Source organism: Pantoea sp. K16 (genome assembly GCF_048452805.1).
Lineage (GTDB): Bacteria > Pseudomonadota > Gammaproteobacteria > Enterobacterales > Enterobacteriaceae > Pantoea > Pantoea agglomerans.
This window is the reverse complement of record NZ_JBLWNV010000014.1, coordinates 72225-89128: the sequence shown is the minus strand read 5'-3', so window position 1 is coordinate 89128 and position 16904 is coordinate 72225. Positions and strand designations below refer to the sequence as shown.

Here is a 16904-nt window from a genome sequence, read left to right as displayed (position 1 = left end):
CATACAGATGGCTCCGAATCCTGCTGGCAGCAGTTGTTGCTCTGGTCGCATTTGGCTACCCTTTTGCGCACGGACGCGATGCGCAAGAGGATGCCATGCCGCAGAAGATTTACTGGATCGATAATTTACGCGCGGTTGCCTGTCTGATGGTGATCGTGATTCATACCACCACCTGGTATATCACCGGGCCGATGGCGGTGACTGGCATCACCTGGGATGCGGCTAATCTGCTGAACTCAGCATCACGCGTCTGTGTTCCGCTGTTCTTTATGATCTCCGGCTATCTGTTTTTCGGCGAACGCAGCGCCCAGCCGCGCCATATGCTCCGGCTGGTGCTCTGTCTGCTGTTCTACAGCGCAGTATCGCTGGCCTATATCACCTGGCTGACCCCTATCAGCGAAGGGCGATCAATCCTGAAGATGCTGCAGAAGCCGGTGTTTTATCACCTGTGGTTCTTCTTTGCGCTGATCGGCATCTATCTGCTGTCGCCCCTGATCCAGGTAAAAAGCGTGCAGGCGCGCTACGTGGCGCTGCTGGTGCTGGTGCTGGCGGTGCTCGCCAATCCCAATACGGTCAGCCAGTCGCTGGGGCCGTTTCACTTTCTGCCGGTTAATCTCTATGTCAGCGGTGACAGTATCTACTACCTGCTCTATGCGCTGCTGGGACGGGCTATCGGCACGATGGAAACGACCCGGCGCGGCCTGACGCCGCTCGCTGCCGGGCTGTTTATCGCCTGTGTGATTGGCATTACGTTAGGGACGAAACAGGCGCTGATCGTCAACGGGGCGTTTAATGACACCTGGTATCTCTACTGCGGACCGCTGGTGTTTATCGCCGCGATCAGCCTGCTCATCGTGTTTAAAAACAGCCTGAACCAGCGCACGCTGCCGGGTTTAACGGTGATTGCACGCTATTCACTGCCGATCTACGGCTTTCATGCGCTGTTCATTCACTACCTGCGAACGCATCATTACGATGATATGTCGCGTCCGTGGCTCGACCTGCCCTGGGTGTTCGGGCTGACACTGGGCGGCAGCCTGTTGCTGGGGATGGCGCTGAAACGCGTCGATACCCGTCACTTTGTCAGCTGATCGGCTTCGCGCTGGCGGGCGCGCCGTAGCTGGCGCGCCGATGAAAACCCCGCCGCCAGCGCCGCTTTTTCGGCAGATTCACCCTGCTGCTGACGCTGGCGTGCCACGCCAACCCGCAGCTGCTCATGGTATTCACGCACGCTAATCCCCAGATGCTGGCGAAACAGCCGCGCCAGATGGCGGCTGCTGACATGCGTGCGTCCAGCCAGCTCGGTCAGGGTCCAGCCGTGCTCAGGATGGGCAATCATCAGATCCTGCGCCCGATGAATGGCCGGATGCATGTGGTTGCGGTAACGCAGCCACGGCGAAAGTTGCGGATCGTCACCGGCACGGCGAAACCAGACCACCATCTCCCGCGCTACCGCCAGCGCGGTTTGCGTATCGCAGAGCTGATTAATCAGATGCAGCGCCAGATCGATTCCCGCCGTGATGCCTGCGCTGGTCCAGATATTCTCATGCCCGACAAACACCCGGTTCTCCTGCACCCGTGCGCGCGGGGCCGCGGCTTTCAGACGGGCAATCACATCATGATGAGTGGTGCAGAGCACGTCATCCAGCATGCCTGCCTGCGCCGCCAGCAGCGCTCCCGAGCAGACGCAGACCAGCATAAAGGTCTGCGCGCGCAGCGCGGCGTGCTGGCGCATCAGCCAGTCGCGAGCCTCTCCGGCCTGCGGCGTGGCGTAACAGACCTGCGAGTCATAGACGCCAGGCACCACCAGCAGACTCCCGGCGGGCAACTGTTCAGGTAACGGTTCGATGCCGCCAATGGTCATGCCGGTGGAACAGACCACCTCCGGCTGCGGGCCGATGTAGCGCAGCGTAAAGTGATCGCCCGCCAGCTTCAGCGTCTCGGCCGGGCCGGTGAGATCCAGCGCCATCACGCCGGGCAGGGTTAAAAACCAGACGGTGTGTGTCATGCTGGCCCGGGCTACACCAGATCCCAGCCACGGGCGCGCCACAGCGCAGGCAGTTGCGCCATATCGTCGAAGCGCGTCACCAGCGGATGATCCAGTTCAGGGTTGTGCGGGTCAGCGCAGTAGTAGTAGACCGGAATGCCGGCGGCGATACCGGCGCGGGCGCCCGCTTCGGAGTCATCCACCAGAATGCAGCGCTCAATCGGTACCTGCATCTGTTCCGCCGCGTGGTACATCAGTTCCGGATCGGGCTTCCAGTGCAGAATGTCATAGCCGCTGTAGAGGTGCTCCGCAAACAGCGGCAGCATGCCGGTTAAGCCCAGCGAGTGCTGCATCTTTTTTACCGTCCCGTTTGAAACCACGCACATCGGCACCTTGATCTGCTCAACCAGCGCTTTCGCGCCCGGGATGGGCTGCAGTTGCTGATCAAACAGCCGCGCGACCTCTGCGCGATAAGCAGTCTCCACCTCTTCCATCGGCAGCGTCACCTGATGCGCGTCGCCGACGTCACGAATAATGTCGTAGAGTTTGACGCCCTTATACTTTTCAAACATCTGCTGCAGCGACAGTTCCAGGCCGTAACGGGCAAAGGTGTTGACGTAGGCCTGGGTACAGAGCAACTCACTGTCCACCAGCGTGCCATCGCAATCAAAAAAGACGCATTCTACTGACATCAGACTCTATCCTTCGATTCAGGGGTGTGCTCCACACTCTACCGCACTCAGCGCAGATTGCGAGACTGGCAATCGGTTGCGAAAAATCATTGTATTGCCCCGGTAAAATCGCCAGGATACGCGCCGATGATTTTTTCTTCTGGATGGATGGCATGAGCAAGCAAGGCGTTTTGCAGCGCATCTTCAGGCTGCAGGAACATGGCACCACGGTGCGCACCGAAGTGATCGCGGGTATCACCACCTTTCTGACGATGGTCTACATCGTCTTCGTCAATCCGCAGATCCTCGGCGTCGCCGGCATGGATACCCAGGCGGTGTTTGTGACCACCTGTCTGATTGCCGCCTTTGGCAGCATTCTGATGGGACTGTTTGCCAATCTGCCGGTGGCGCTGGCGCCCGCAATGGGGCTGAACGCCTTTTTCGCCTTTGTGGTGGTCGGCGCGATGGGCTATTCGTGGCAGGTGGGTATGGGCGCGATCTTCTGGGGTGCGGTCGGCCTGCTGATCCTGACGCTGCTGCGGGTTCGCTACTGGATGATTGCCAATATCCCGCTGAGCCTGCGCGTCGGCATTACCGCCGGTATCGGCCTGTTTATCGCCATGATGGGGCTGAAGAATGCCGGTATTATCGTGCCGAATCCCGATACCCTGGTGGCCGTGGGGAACCTGACCTCGCACAGCGTACTGCTGGGCGCGCTGGGCTTCTTTATCATCGCTATTCTGGCATCACGCAATATCCACGCGGCAGTGCTGATCTCGATGGTGGTTACTACCGCTATCGGCTGGATGCTGGGTGACGTGAAGTTTGTCGGCCTGTTCTCTGCGCCGCCTTCCATTACTTCTGTGGTCGGCCAGGTGGATATCAAAGGCGCCTTCAACATCGGCATGGCGGGCGTGATCTTCTCCTTTATGCTGGTCAATCTGTTCGACTCCTCCGGCACGCTGATCGGCGTCACCGACAAAGCGGGACTGACCGATGAAACCGGCACTTTCCCGCGGATGCAGCAGGCGCTCTATGTCGACAGCATCAGTTCAGTGAGTGGCGCGCTGGCAGGCACCTCATCCGTGACCGCCTATATCGAAAGCACCTCGGGCGTGGCGATTGGTGGCCGTACCGGCCTGATGGCCGTGGTCACCGGCCTGCTGTTCCTGCTGGTGACCTTCCTGTCACCGCTGGCCGCGATGGTGCCGTCCTACGCCGCTGCGGGCGCGCTGATTTACGTTGGGGTGTTAATGACCGCCAGCCTGTCGCGCGTACGCTGGGATGATTTGACCGAAGCCGTTCCGGCGTTTGTGACCGCCGCCATGATGCCCTTCAGCTTTTCCATCACCGAAGGCATTGCGCTGGGATTCATCGCTTACTGCGTCATGAAGCTGGGTACTGGCCGCTGGCGTGAAATCAGCCCCTGCGTAGTGATTGTTGCTCTGCTGTTTGTGCTGAAGATTGTCTTTGTAGACGCGCACTAAGCGCATTCAGGGCCGCAACCGCCGGGTTGCGGCTTTTTACATTTCAGGATGCAGGCTGCGCTCGCTGGGCAGGCTGGTCAGCCGCAGAGCATGAGGCCCGATGTTGGGCTTACCCATCTCTATTTCGCGTAATGCGTGCCACTGAAAGGCGTTATCCATCTCCCACAGATGCAGACGCTGAGTCGCAGACGACAGCGCACACGACCAGACCAGCATGGGCTCCGCATCACACACCACCTGAATATCGGGATAGAGTGAAGATCGCAGCCGACCCGCACCGGGCAACAGGCGCAGCGAATCCAGTCCCCGATCGCCCTCTCCCGTCAGCTTGAGAATGCTCTGGCGTAATGTCCAGATCTGCGTCACCGCCTCCATGGCATCCTGCTGGGCATTGATCCAGGCGATCTCGCCCGAGGTTAATCCCTGAATCAGCTGCTCCTGAGTCTGACGGCTTCTGGCATGCACAATCTCCATATCCAGACCGGCACGTCCACCCTCTTCGGCCAGCAGCACACCCACCGTATTACCCGCATAGGCGATGCTGAAATCGGGCAGATCGCTGTCAGCAAAAACGGGGCGTCCGTTGCTCTGGATAAGCAGGCGCGGCAGTTCACCAATGCCATAAACCCGTAGCATCAGTTGTGCCAGCAGGATACGGGCGGCAAGAAATCGCCCACGGCGTTTGTCAGCAAACTGCTGTGCCGTGTCGGTGATAGCCTGGGGAATGCGTAAATCATTAGCCGGGAAGCCGGGATCGCCCGTCCAGCGTACAAAATGACCAGCCATCTGTCGCTCCGTGAAAATGGTCAGATAATCATCAGAAGCATTGTAGGAATTTTCTTACCTTAATGCACCTGGCAACGCACAGATTGGGGTAAATTCGGAATAGGATGAGCAGAGTCGCGAGGATCGACCAGAGATAAGCGTCGCGATTCGAATCGCGACGCGGGCAGCATCAGGCGAAACGGCTCGCCTGCTCAAAGCTCAGTCGCGGCAGGCGCGGATGCAGTTTTGACGCGTCACCATAGCCGAGGTTAATCAGCAGGTTAACCTGATACTGACCGTCGGGGAAAAAGGCGTCATTGACTTTGGCCGGATCAAAACCGGACATCGGACCGGCATCCAGACCCAGCGAACGCGCCGCCAGAATCAGGTAGCCCGCCTGCAGGCTGCTGTTACGGAAAGCGGTCTCTTTTGCCGCTTCCGGGCTGCCGGTAAACCAGCTGCGCGCATCAGCATGGGGGAACAGGGCGGGCAACTGCTCATAGAACTCGCGGTCCCAGGCCACAATCACCGTGACCGGCGCGCTCATGGTTTTTTCCAGATTGCCGGAAGAGAGTGCCGGTTTCAGCTTCTCTTTGCCTTCCGCCGAGGTCACGAAAACAAATCGCGCAGGCGAGCAGTTCGCCGAGGTCGGGCCCAGTGCCGTTAAAGCATAGAGCTGCTCCAGCAGGGCGTTATCGACGGGCTTAGCCTGCCAGTAACTGTGGGTGCGGGCGTCATTAAACAGCGTGTCCAGTGCGGCAGTGTCGAGCGGTGTACTCATGCAACTCTCCTGTTTCAGGCGAAAAAGTTCGCCCAACGGTGTTCACGTAGTGGGTTTGCGTCCGGTCCGGCGCGGCGGGATGAGGCGGGGATCACTCACCGCAATCCGTCGCCGCACGTCAGATCGGCGCTTCAACCGTTATACGGCAATGCCGTGCCGCCGCAAAATAACATATCAGCAAGAATCAACGCAGAGGCGGGAATAACAGGGAGGCAGCGTGGCAGGAAATCTGGCCTGACAGCAGGACGCTATCAGGCCAGCACGGTTATTTACCGATACAGAAGCTGGAGAAGATGCGACCCAGCAGATCGTCAGAAGTGAACTCGCCGGTGATCTCGCTTAACGCCTGCTGGGCAAGACGTAACTCTTCCGCCAGTAGCTCACCGGCCCAGGCACCGAGCAGCTGCGCTTTACCCTGCTGTAAGTGCGTTGCCGCCAGCTCCAGCGCCTGCAGATGACGGCGACGCGCCAGGAAGCCGCCTTCCATATTGCCGGCGAAGCCCATGCTCTGCTTCAGGTGATCGCGCAGCTCGTCCACGCCCGCGCTGGTGCGTGCCGACAGGCGAATCAGTGAGTGACCATTTACTTCTGTCAGACCGAGAGACTCACCGGTGACATCCGCCTTGTTGCGGACCACGGTAATCGGCAGTTCGGGCGGCAGACGGGAGACGAAATCGGGCCAGATCGCCGCCGCTTCGGTGGCATCGGTCGTCGTGCCGTCCACCATAAACAGCACGCGATCAGCCTGTTCGATCTCCTGCCAGGCGCGCTCAATCCCGATGCGCTCCACTTCGTCGCTGGCTTCACGCAGACCGGCGGTGTCGATGATATGCAGCGGCATGCCATCAATATGAATATGCTCACGCAGTACGTCACGGGTGGTGCCTGCGATATCCGTGACGATGGCGGCGTCACGGCCCGCCAGCGCATTCAGCAGGCTCGATTTGCCCGCATTAGGCCGGCCCGCAATCACCACTTTCATCCCTTCACGCAGCAGGCTGCCCTGACGCGCTTCGGCACGGACGGCATCCAGGTCGCCGATCACCGTATTCAGCTGCGCTTCGATTCTGCCGTCAGAGAGGAAATCGATCTCCTCATCCGGGAAGTCGATAGCGGCTTCGACATAGATCCGCAGGTGAGTGAGTGCTTCCACAAGATGATTGATACGGGTGGAGAAGACGCCCTGCAGGGAGTTCACGGCCGAACGCGCCGCCTGCTCCGAACTGGCATCAATCAGGTCGGCAATCGCTTCGGCCTGCGCCAGATCGAGCTTGTCATTCAGAAACGCACGCTCTGAAAACTCACCCGGCTGAGCGATACGCACGCCCGGCAGCGCCACGATGCGCTTCAGCAGCAGATCGAGGATCACCGGGCCGCCGTGGCCCTGCAGCTCCAGCACATCTTCACCGGTAAAGGAGTTAGGACCGGGAAACCACAGCGCAATGCCCTGATCCAGCACGCGGCCATCGCTATCGGTGAACGGCAGATAATCGGCGTAACGCGGCTTAGGCAGTTTGCCCAGCAGCTGGCGGGCGACCTCTGCCGCCTGGGCGCCAGAGACGCGCAGAATGCCTACGCCGCCGCGTCCGGGTGGCGTCGCCTGGGCAACAATGGTATCGCTGTGGCTCATAAATTTTCTCTCGCTACAAAAAACACAGGCGGTCGCTTTGACCGCCTGAGAATAGACTATTTTAGGGCGGGATTACTCCCGCTCTGGATCGCTTACGCTTTCTTCTTGTCGCGGCTATGCAGACCACGTTTTTCCAGGCCGCGATAAATCAGCTGCTGCTGGAGAATGGTGACCAGGTTGCTGACGATGTAGTACAGCACCAGACCTGACGGGAACCACAGGAAGAACACGGTGAAAATCACCGGCATGTACGTCATGATCTTCTGCTGCATCGGATCGGTCACGGTGGTCGGTGACATCTTCTGAATGAAGAACATGGTGATGCCCATCAGAATCGGCAGGATGTAGTACGGGTCCTGCGCTGACAGGTCATGGATCCACAGAATAAATGGCGCATGACGCAGTTCAACCGAGCCTGACAGCATGTAGTAGAGCGCCAGGAAGATTGGCATCTGAATCACCAGCGGCAGACAGCCACCCAGCGGATTCACTTTCTCTGCTTTATACAGCGCCATCATTTCCTGGCTCTGCTTCTGCTTGTCATCACCCAGACGCTCACGCATCGCCTGAATTTTCGGCTGCAGCATGCGCATCTTCGCCATCGAGGTGTACTGCGCTTTGGTCAGCGGGTACATAATGCCGCGCACGATGAAGGTGATCACGATAATGGAGAAGCCCCAGTTACCGATGAAGCTGTGGATAAATTTCAGCAGTTTGAACAGCGGCTGAGAGATAAACCACAACCAGCCGTAATCTACGGTCAGATCAAGGTGCGGCGCAATCGCTGCCATCTTGTCCTGAATTTCCGGGCCGACCCACAGCGTTGCACCCAGATTCTGCTGTGCGCCCGCGGCAATGGTGACCGGTGCAGATTTATAGCCAATCGCCGCCACGCCATTACCCAGGTTGCTGGTGTAAAGGGTGTTGGTGCCTTCAGTACGCGGAACCCATGCTGTTGCAAAGTACTGCTGCAGCATCGCAACCCAGCCATTGCTGGTGGTGGCGTTCAGGTTCTCGTTATCCGCGATGGTGTCGAATTTATACTTCTCATATTTCGACTCGCTGGTGGAGTAGGCCGCGCCACGGAAGGTGTGCAGAGCAAAGTTGTTGCTGCCGGTATCACGATGCTTAGGCAGATCGATGGTCTGCTTCAGCTGGCCAAACAGCGACACTTCCAGCGGCTGCTGGGTGGTGTTGTTGACATGATAATCGACATTAACGGCATATTCGCCACGCTTGAAGATGAAGGTTTTGGTGTAAACCACGCCATTTTCAGCGGTGTAGGTCATCGGCACACGCAGTTCGGACTGGCCATCAGCCATCTCGAAGTGATCCTGCGCAGCGTTGAACAGCGGACGCGCGCCGTTGTTCGGGTTATCCGGGCCATTACGACCGGTCAAACCACTCTGTGCCTGATAAAGGAACGCTGGCGTTGTTTCAAGCAGCTGGAACGGCTGGTTAGAACCCAGTTTGTCCGGGAAAGTCAGCAGCTGTGCTTGTTCAACATCACCGCCTCGGGTGTTGATATTCAATGACAGGACATCAGTCTTAACGGTGATCGTCTGGCCCTGACCGCTGGCCGGTACACCCTGACTGGCGGTATCACCCGCTACGCTGTTTGTGCCTTGTGTGGTCTGCGTCTGCTGTGGCTGCGGAGCGTGGTCCGTCTGCCAGGCTTGCCAGATCATAAAGGTCACGAACAGAAAAGCGATGAGAAAGAGATTGCGTTGCGAATCCATCGTTAATGTTCTCTGGTATCAAAGGTTTTTGGCGGCACAGGATCGTCACCACCCGGGTTCAAGGGGTGGCATTTTAATACGCGTTTTAATGTCAACCAACTGCCTTTTATCAGGCCGAACCTGCGTAATGCCTCAATTCCGTAATGAGAGCAGGTCGGGTGAAACCGACAGTGTGGTCCCAGTAATGGACTGATGCCGCGTTGATAGACGCGTATCAGGACGATCAGGAGCCGCGCGCCAGGCGACAGTGACGACGCCATAATTTCTCCAACGCTTCCGCCAGCATACGGTTATCCAGATCGGCAACCCCCTTCTTCGCGACCACCACGAAGTCCATCGACGGCAGTTCATGTTGACGCAGACGAAAGCTTTCGCGGGTCAATCGCTTGATCCGGTTGCGTTCATGAGCGCGTTTCACATGTTTTTTAGCGACGGTGAGACCGATGCGGGGATGCCCCAGCGCGTTAAGGCGGCCGAGAATAGTAATTTGCGGCGTGCCAGCCCGTTGTGGCTGCTGGAAGACGAAAGTGAAATGAGTGGGAGTTAACAAACGTAACTCCCTGGGAAATGCGAGCTTACCCATCAGGGCTTGCTTTATTACTTAGAAACGGTCAGACGAGAACGGCCTTTAGCACGACGACGTGCCAGAACCTGACGACCATTTTTTGTTGCCATACGAGCACGGAAACCGTGTGAACGGTTGCGCTTCAGTACGGACGGTTGAAAAGTGCGTTTCATGGCGGTTTCTACCTAAACTTGAAAATTTTCACTGGGTGACGCGTTTCGGGCCAGAAAATCGACCTACGCCTCAATGTGTCTTTAATAAAGAGGCGGGATTGTAATAATTGTACAGTCCCGAGTCAATTTACTTCGCGTGTCATAGTGCCTGAAAACCCGCATACAGCCCGCAGAGTCCCGACTTTGCGCCTGATGGCTCAATGTCGGGTGGAGAATTATACGGGCTCCGCACTAAAGCGCAAGGATCGCACGGGATCTTATTGCGATCGGCTTGCCGGATCCTGGGGATAAAATGAGATGTCGCCCGAAATTTTAATGGATTGCGCCAGATCCCTGCTGGTTTTTCCCGCAACTGGCGTAAACTTCTTTGCGCGCCTCTGGCCTGTGGATAAAAAGGATCAAAACTGTGTAGAAAGGGAAGATCTCTGCCTCGCTTTGCGCTATGATCCGCCCTTCCGCTGACGATCCTCCGGTGATTGCAGGACGGAAAACCGCTGATAGCGGTCGCAGGCGCTTTCTTAGCGTCTGTGTCAAAAATGAACGTTTCTTAGAGTAACGCCTACTATTCTTTTCGAATTTGTACGAGTGGAGTCCGCCGTGTCACTTACGCTTTGGCAACAGTGTCTTGCCCGTTTGCAGGATGAGCTTCCTGCCACCGAATTCAGCATGTGGATCCGTCCACTGCAGGCTGAGTTAAACGACAATACGCTTGCCTTGTATGCTCCAAATCGCTTCGTACTCGACTGGGTTCGGGACAAATACCTTAATAGTATCAATGCACTGCTGAATGAATTCTGCGGTCCAAACGTGCCCACGCTGCGTTTTGAAGTGGGAACGCGCCCGGTTCAGCAGCAGGCGGCAGCGGTCAGCCAGCCTGTAATGGCCAGCGTCAGCGCGCCCGTGATGCCCGTACAGAGCCATATTCGTCCGGCCCCGACGCAGATCATGCGTCCCAGCTGGGATAATGTCCCGGCTCCGGCCGACGTCACCTATCGCTCAAATGTGAACAACCGTCATAACTTCGATAACTTCGTCGAGGGTAAATCTAACCAGCTGGCGCGCGCGGCGGCACGTCAGGTGGCGGATAATCCAGGCGGCGCTTACAACCCGCTGTTTCTGTATGGCGGCACCGGTCTCGGTAAAACGCACTTGTTGCATGCGGTGGGCAACGGCATCATTGCCCGAAAACCCAATGCAAAAGTGGTTTATATGCACTCCGAGCGCTTCGTGCAGGACATGGTTAAAGCACTACAGAACAATGCGATTGAAGAGTTCAAACGCTACTACCGTTCGGTAGATGCGCTGCTGATCGATGACATTCAGTTCTTTGCTAATAAAGAGCGATCGCAGGAAGAGTTCTTCCACACCTTTAATGCCTTATTAGAGGGCAACCAGCAGATCATCCTCACCTCGGATCGCTATCCAAAAGAGATCAACGGGGTGGAAGATCGTCTTAAATCACGTTTCGGCTGGGGTTTAACGGTGGCGATCGAGCCGCCTGAGCTGGAAACGCGTGTGGCGATCCTGATGAAAAAAGCGGATGAGAACGACATCCGTCTGCCTGGTGAAGTCGCCTTCTTTATTGCCAAGCGGTTACGCTCTAACGTGCGTGAGCTGGAAGGCGCGCTGAATCGCGTGATCGCCAATGCCAACTTTACTGGCCGGGCGATTACCATCGACTTCGTGCGCGAAGCGCTGCGCGATCTGCTGGCGCTGCAGGAAAAGCTGGTCACCATCGATAATATTCAGAAGACCGTGGCTGAGTACTACAAAATTAAGGTGGCGGATCTGCTTTCCAAGCGCCGTTCGCGCTCGGTGGCACGTCCACGCCAGATGGCGATGGCGATGGCGAAAGAGTTAACCAACCATAGCTTGCCAGAAATTGGCGATGCTTTTGGGGGGCGCGACCATACAACGGTGCTTCATGCCTGCCGCAAGATTGAGCAGCTGCGTGAAGAGAGCCACGATATCAAAGAAGATTTCTCTAATCTCATCAGAACATTATCTTCCTGACGCTATGAAATTTATTGTTGAACGTGAGCAGTTGCTGAAGCCGCTGCAACAAGTAAGTGGTCCCCTGGGTGGTCGTCCGACGCTGCCGATCCTCGGAAACCTGCTGCTGCAGGTAACTGAAGGTTCGCTGTTGCTGACCGGTACCGATCTGGAAATGGAGATGGTCGCACGCGTGGCGCTGACTCAGGCACATGAGCCTGGATCCACCACCGTTCCGGCGCGTAAATTCCTCGATATCTGTCGCGGATTGCCGGATGGCGCAGAAATTACTCTGGCACTGGAAGGCGATCGCATGCTGGTGCGCTCTGGCCGCAGCCGTTTTTCACTGTCGACCCTGCCCGCCAGTGACTTCCCAAATCTTGACGACTGGCAGAGTGAAGTTGAATTTACCCTGCCGCAGGCAACGCTGAAACGGCTGATTGAAGCGACCCAGTTTTCGATGGCGCATCAGGATGTGCGTTACTACCTCAACGGCATGATGTTCGAAACCGAAGGGGAAGAGCTGCGCACCGTGGCCACTGACGGTCACCGTCTGGCTGTCTGCTCCATGCCGATTGGTCAGGCGCTGCCGAGTCATTCGGTGATTGTGCCGCGTAAAGGCGTGATTGAACTGCTGCGTCTGCTGGATGGCGGCGATACTCCGCTGCAGGTTCAGATTGGCGGCAGCAATATCCGTGCGCATGTCGGCGACTACATCTTTACCTCTAAGCTGGTTGATGGCCGTTTCCCCGATTATCGTCGCGTATTGCCGAAGAATCCGGACAAAGCGCTGGAAGCGGGCTGCGATCTGCTCAAACAGGCCTTTGCCCGCGCCGCTATCCTCTCTAACGAGAAGTTCCGCGGTGTTCGCCTCTATATCACCGAAAATCAGCTGAAGATCACCGCCAATAACCCTGAACAGGAAGAAGCGGAAGAGATGCTGGATGTCAGCTATAACGGCACGGAACTGGAGATTGGCTTCAACGTCAGTTACGTGCTGGATGTGCTGAACGCGCTTAAGTGCGAAAACGTCCGTCTGCTGCTGACCGATTCAGTGTCGAGCGTGCAGATTGAGGATGTGGCGAGTCCGGCAGCGGCCTATGTCGTCATGCCCATGCGCTTGTAGAATATATCGGCCTGGCTTACTTGCCATTCTGATTCCGGGCAGTGCTCGCCCCTGGTCACATACTTCAGTATGCTCCCAGGGCCTGCGCGCTTCTTGTAGAATATATCGGCCTGGCTTACATGCTACGTTGTGCCCCGGCAGTGCTCGCCATCCTCACGTACTTCAGTACGCTCCGGTGGCTGTGCGCTGGCGGGGCGCAACGTAGCTGCAACGCCGACGGCCTGGTGACTGAGGTATCGGGCAAACCTGCTTTGCCGTTGACGCCCTGGATCGCCAGGCCCAAAACTTTATTGCCCTTCACGCTGGATTGATTCATGGCTTTAACCCGCCTTCTTATCAAAGATTTTCGTAATATTGAGCAGGCTGACCTGCAGCTGGCACCCGGCTTTAATTTCCTGGTCGGCGCCAACGGCAGTGGTAAAACCAGCGTTTTAGAAGCGATTCATACTCTGGGGCATGGCCGTTCGTTTCGCAGCCTGCAGGCGGGACGCGTGATTCGTCACGATGAGGCGGCGTTTGTGCTGCATGGGCGTCTGGAAAACAAAGAGCGGGAAATTTCAGTCGGGCTGACCAAAAACCGTGCCGGTGACAGCAAAGTGCGCATTGATGGCAGCGATGGTCATAAGGTCGCGGAGCTGGCGCAGCTGTTGCCGATGCAGTTAATCACCCCTGAAGGCTTTAGTTTGCTGAATGGCGGCCCCAAATATCGCAGAGCCTATGTCGACTGGGGCTGCTTTCATAACACCCCCGGCTTTTTTAACGCCTGGAACAACATGCGCCGCCTGCTTAAACAGCGGAACGCGGCGCTGCGCCAGGTCTCACGTTACAGCCAGATTCGTCCCTGGGATCAGGAGCTGGTTCCGCTGGCTGAACAGATCAGCCAGTGGCGGGCGGAATACAGCGCGGCGATTTCAGCGGAAATCACCGCCACCTGTGGCCAGTTTCTGCCGGAATTTGAGCTGCGCTTCTCATTCCAGCGTGGCTGGGACAAAGAGAGCGATTACGCCGAACTGCTGGAACGTAACTTCGAGCGCGATCGCGCACTGACCTATACCGCCAGCGGCCCCCATAAAGCGGATTTTCGTATTCGGGCTGAAGGGACGCCGGTAGAAGATTTACTCTCACGCGGGCAGTTAAAACTGCTGATGTGTGCATTGCGTCTGGCACAGGGCGAGTTCCTGACAAGCCAGAGCGGACGCCGCTGTATTTATCTCATTGATGACTTTGCTTCTGAGCTGGATGAGAGCCGCCGACGCCTGTTGGCGGAACGGTTAAAAGCCACTCAGGCTCAGGTATTTGTCAGCGCAATTTCTGCCGGACATGTAATCGACATGACCGACGAAAAGGGCAAGATGTTCCGCGTGGAACAGGGTAAAATAGCGGTTCAACCTGAAGATTAAAATGAGCGAGAAACGTTGATGTCGAATTCTTATGACTCCTCAAGTATTAAAGTCCTGAAAGGACTTGATGCGGTACGCAAACGCCCGGGCATGTATATCGGCGATACCGATGACGGTACCGGTCTGCATCACATGGTATTCGAGGTCGTGGATAACGCAATCGACGAAGCGCTCGCTGGTCACTGTAGTGACATTGTGGTCACCATCCATGCCGATAACTCCGTATCGGTGCAGGATGATGGACGCGGCATTCCTACCGGTATTCACGAAGAAGAGGGCATCTCTGCCGCTGAAGTGATCATGACCGTGCTGCATGCTGGCGGTAAGTTCGATGATAACTCCTATAAAGTCTCCGGCGGCCTGCACGGCGTGGGCGTCTCCGTGGTTAACGCCCTGTCGCAGAAGCTGGAGCTGACCATTCGTCGCGAAGGCAAAGTGCATCAGCAGATTTACGTCCATGGCGTACCGCAGGCACCACTGGCGGTGACGGGTGAGACCGACATTACCGGGACCCGTGTGCGTTTCTGGCCGAGCCACGAAACCTTTACCAACGTGCGCGATTTTGAGTATGACATCCTGGCGAAACGCCTGCGTGAACTCTCATTCCTGAACTCCGGCGTGTCGATTCGTCTGGATGATAAGCGTGATGGTAAAAGCGATCACTTCCACTATGAAGGCGGTATCCGGGCGTTTGTTGAGTACCTCAACAAAAACAAAACCCCGATTCATCCTACCGTGTTCTATTTCTCTACCGAGAAAGATGGCATTGGTGTGGAAGTGGCGCTGCAGTGGAACGACGGCTTCCAGGAAAATATCTACTGCTTTACCAACAACATCCCACAGCGCGACGGCGGTACACACCTCGCCGGTTTCCGTTCAGCGATGACCCGTACCCTGAATGCCTATATGGAAAAAGAGGGTTACAGCAAGAAGGCTAAAGTCAGCGCCACCGGTGATGATGCCCGTGAAGGTCTGATCGCTGTGGTTTCGGTGAAAGTGCCGGATCCTAAATTCTCCTCGCAGACCAAAGATAAACTGGTCTCCTCCGAGGTGAAAACAGCGGTTGAGCAGCAGATGAATGAACTGCTGGCTGAATACCTGCTGGAAAACCCATCAGACGCCAAAATTGTAGTCGGCAAAATCATCGACGCCGCCCGTGCCCGTGAAGCGGCACGCCGCGCCCGTGAAATGACCCGCCGTAAAGGCGCGCTGGACCTGGCGGGTCTGCCAGGCAAACTGGCGGATTGCCAGGAGCGCGACCCGGCGCTGTCTGAAATCTACCTGGTGGAGGGTGACTCCGCAGGCGGCTCGGCCAAACAGGGCCGTAACCGTAAAAACCAGGCGATTCTGCCGCTGAAAGGTAAGATTCTTAACGTTGAGAAAGCGCGTTTCGACAAGATGCTCGCCTCCCAGGAAGTGGCCACGCTGATCACCGCGCTGGGCTGCGGTATTGGTCGCGACGAGTACAACCCGGACAAGCTGCGCTATCACAGCATCATCATCATGACCGATGCCGACGTCGATGGTTCGCACATCCGTACCCTGCTGCTGACCTTCTTCTATCGTCAGATGCCTGAAATCATTGAGCGCGGCCACGTTTATATCGCCCAGCCGCCACTCTATAAAGTGAAGAAAGGCAAGCAGGAGCAGTACATCAAAGATGATGAAGCGATGGATCAATATCAGATCGCTATCGCGCTTGATGGCGCGACGCTGCACACCAATGCCAGCGCGCCGGCGCTGGGCGGTGAGCCGCTGGAGACGCTGGTCACTGACTTCAACAGCACCCAGAAGATGATCAAGCGTATGGAGCGCCGTTATCCGATGGCCATGCTGCGTGCGATGATTTATCACGACACGCTGAGCGACCTGACCAGCGAAGCAGAGGTTACAACCTGGCTGAATGGTCTGGTGAGCTATCTGACGGAGCGCGAAGCGCATGGCAGCACCTATCTGGCACAGGTGCGTGAAAACCGCGAATCAAACCTGTTCGAGCCGGTACTGCGCGTCCGTACCCACGGTGTAGATACTGACTATCCGCTGGATGCTGATTTCATTCAGGGTCCTGAGTATCGCAAAATCTGCGCCCTGGGCAGCAAACTGCGTGGTCTGCTGGAAGAGGATGCTTACATCGAGCGTGGCGAGCGTCGTCAGCCAGTGGCAAGCTTCGAACAGGCGATTGAGTGGCTGATTAAAGAGTCGCGTCGCGGCCTCTCGGTCCAGCGCTACAAAGGTCTGGGCGAGATGAACCCGGAGCAGCTGTGGGAAACCACCATGGATCCAGACAGCCGTCGTATGCTGCGCGTTACCATTAAAGATGCGATTGGCGCTGATCAGCTGTTCACTACCCTGATGGGCGATGCGGTTGAACCGCGCCGCGCCTTCATCGAAGAAAATGCGCTGAAAGCCGCTAATATCGATATTTAACCGGCATCAGAGATGAAAGGCCATCACCCAGGTGATGGCCTTTTTTTTGTGCCGTCCGGGCGGAAAACCCGCCAGGGCGTGCCTTCCTGCCTGCGTGCTGCGATCCCGATCACGTTTTAACCCGGTCAGCTCCCTTACTCTTGCCCCTCTTTGCGCATTTA

At 56.9% G+C, this 16904-nt stretch carries 15 protein-coding genes; 6 read left to right on the top strand and 9 right to left on the bottom strand.

Features of this window, described 5'->3' with window-relative positions:
• Positions 1-95 precede the first annotated feature (95 nt).
• The gene (locus ACK13D_RS18170; protein ID WP_089415186.1) at positions 96-1091 is read left to right on the top strand and encodes an acyltransferase; all 996 of its coding nucleotides are present in this window, start codon (positions 96-98) and stop codon (positions 1089-1091) included.
• Here ACK13D_RS18170 and ACK13D_RS18165 read toward each other — a convergent pair.
• On the bottom strand, positions 1076-2008 hold the full coding sequence (locus tag ACK13D_RS18165; RefSeq protein WP_163799671.1) for a GlxA family transcriptional regulator: 933 nt from the start codon (positions 2006-2008) through the stop codon (positions 1076-1078). The genes ACK13D_RS18170 and ACK13D_RS18165 overlap by 16 nt on opposite strands.
• Before the next feature lie 11 nt (positions 2009-2019).
• The gene (yieH, locus tag ACK13D_RS18160; protein WP_010258939.1) at positions 2020-2679 is read right to left on the bottom strand and encodes a 6-phosphogluconate phosphatase; all 660 of its coding nucleotides are present in this window, start codon (positions 2677-2679) and stop codon (positions 2020-2022) included.
• Positions 2680-2831: 152 nt separating this feature from the next.
• Between yieH and ACK13D_RS18155 the strand changes: the two genes are divergently transcribed.
• Positions 2832-4145 carry an NCS2 family permease gene (locus tag ACK13D_RS18155; protein WP_010258938.1) on the top strand — a complete coding sequence of 438 codons (1314 nt, stop codon included), beginning with the start codon at positions 2832-2834 and terminating at the stop codon, positions 4143-4145.
• Positions 4146-4181: 36 nt separating this feature from the next.
• Here the strand turns inward: ACK13D_RS18155 and ACK13D_RS18150 are convergent, their stop codons facing one another.
• From ACK13D_RS18150 to rpmH, 7 genes are all read right to left on the bottom strand, one after another.
• Positions 4182-4931, bottom strand: coding sequence for a 4'-phosphopantetheinyl transferase family protein (locus ACK13D_RS18150; RefSeq protein ID WP_158132132.1), 750 nt, complete (start codon positions 4929-4931; stop codon positions 4182-4184).
• Positions 4932-5100: 169 nt separating this feature from the next.
• On the bottom strand, positions 5101-5691 hold the full coding sequence (locus tag ACK13D_RS18145; RefSeq protein ID WP_010258936.1) for a malonic semialdehyde reductase: 591 nt from the start codon (positions 5689-5691) through the stop codon (positions 5101-5103).
• A 265-nt stretch (positions 5692-5956) separates the two neighbouring features.
• Positions 5957-7321, bottom strand: a complete 1365-nt coding sequence (gene mnmE / locus ACK13D_RS18140; RefSeq protein ID WP_010258935.1) for a tRNA uridine-5-carboxymethylaminomethyl(34) synthesis GTPase MnmE — start codon at positions 7319-7321, stop codon at positions 5957-5959.
• A gap of 92 nt (positions 7322-7413) precedes the next feature.
• Positions 7414-9060 (bottom strand): membrane protein insertase YidC, encoded by a 1647-nt coding sequence (yidC, locus tag ACK13D_RS18135; RefSeq protein ID WP_010258933.1) that lies wholly within the window; start codon positions 9058-9060, stop codon positions 7414-7416.
• Positions 9061-9062: 2 nt separating this feature from the next.
• The gene (gene yidD, locus ACK13D_RS18130; protein WP_008926397.1) at positions 9063-9320 is read right to left on the bottom strand and encodes a membrane protein insertion efficiency factor YidD; all 258 of its coding nucleotides are present in this window, start codon (positions 9318-9320) and stop codon (positions 9063-9065) included.
• Entirely contained in the window at positions 9284-9643 is a 360-nt protein-coding gene (rnpA, locus tag ACK13D_RS18125; protein ID WP_008926396.1) for a ribonuclease P protein component, read from the bottom strand. The genes yidD and rnpA overlap by 37 nt, the downstream gene beginning before the upstream one ends.
• A gap of 14 nt (positions 9644-9657) precedes the next feature.
• Positions 9658-9798: a 50S ribosomal protein L34 gene (gene rpmH / locus ACK13D_RS18120; RefSeq protein ID WP_003849659.1), complete on the bottom strand. Its 141-nt coding sequence runs from the start codon at positions 9796-9798 to the stop codon at positions 9658-9660.
• A gap of 597 nt (positions 9799-10395) precedes the next feature.
• Between rpmH and dnaA the strand changes: the two genes are divergently transcribed.
• The 4 genes from dnaA (at position 10396) to gyrB (ending at position 16743) form a co-directional block, all read left to right on the top strand.
• Positions 10396-11811, top strand: coding sequence for a chromosomal replication initiator protein DnaA (dnaA, locus tag ACK13D_RS18115; protein WP_010671615.1), 1416 nt, complete (start codon positions 10396-10398; stop codon positions 11809-11811).
• A 4-nt stretch (positions 11812-11815) separates the two neighbouring features.
• Positions 11816-12916 carry a DNA polymerase III subunit beta gene (gene dnaN / locus ACK13D_RS18110; RefSeq protein WP_010258930.1) on the top strand — a complete coding sequence of 367 codons (1101 nt, stop codon included), beginning with the start codon at positions 11816-11818 and terminating at the stop codon, positions 12914-12916.
• Between the two features lie 314 nt (positions 12917-13230).
• On the top strand, positions 13231-14316 hold the full coding sequence (gene recF / locus ACK13D_RS18105; protein ID WP_010258927.1) for a DNA replication/repair protein RecF: 1086 nt from the start codon (positions 13231-13233) through the stop codon (positions 14314-14316).
• Positions 14317-14334: 18 nt separating this feature from the next.
• A complete protein-coding gene (gyrB, locus tag ACK13D_RS18100; RefSeq protein WP_010258926.1) occupies positions 14335-16743 on the top strand; it encodes a DNA topoisomerase (ATP-hydrolyzing) subunit B in 2409 nt (802 codons plus the stop codon).
• Positions 16744-16904 lie beyond the last annotated feature (161 nt).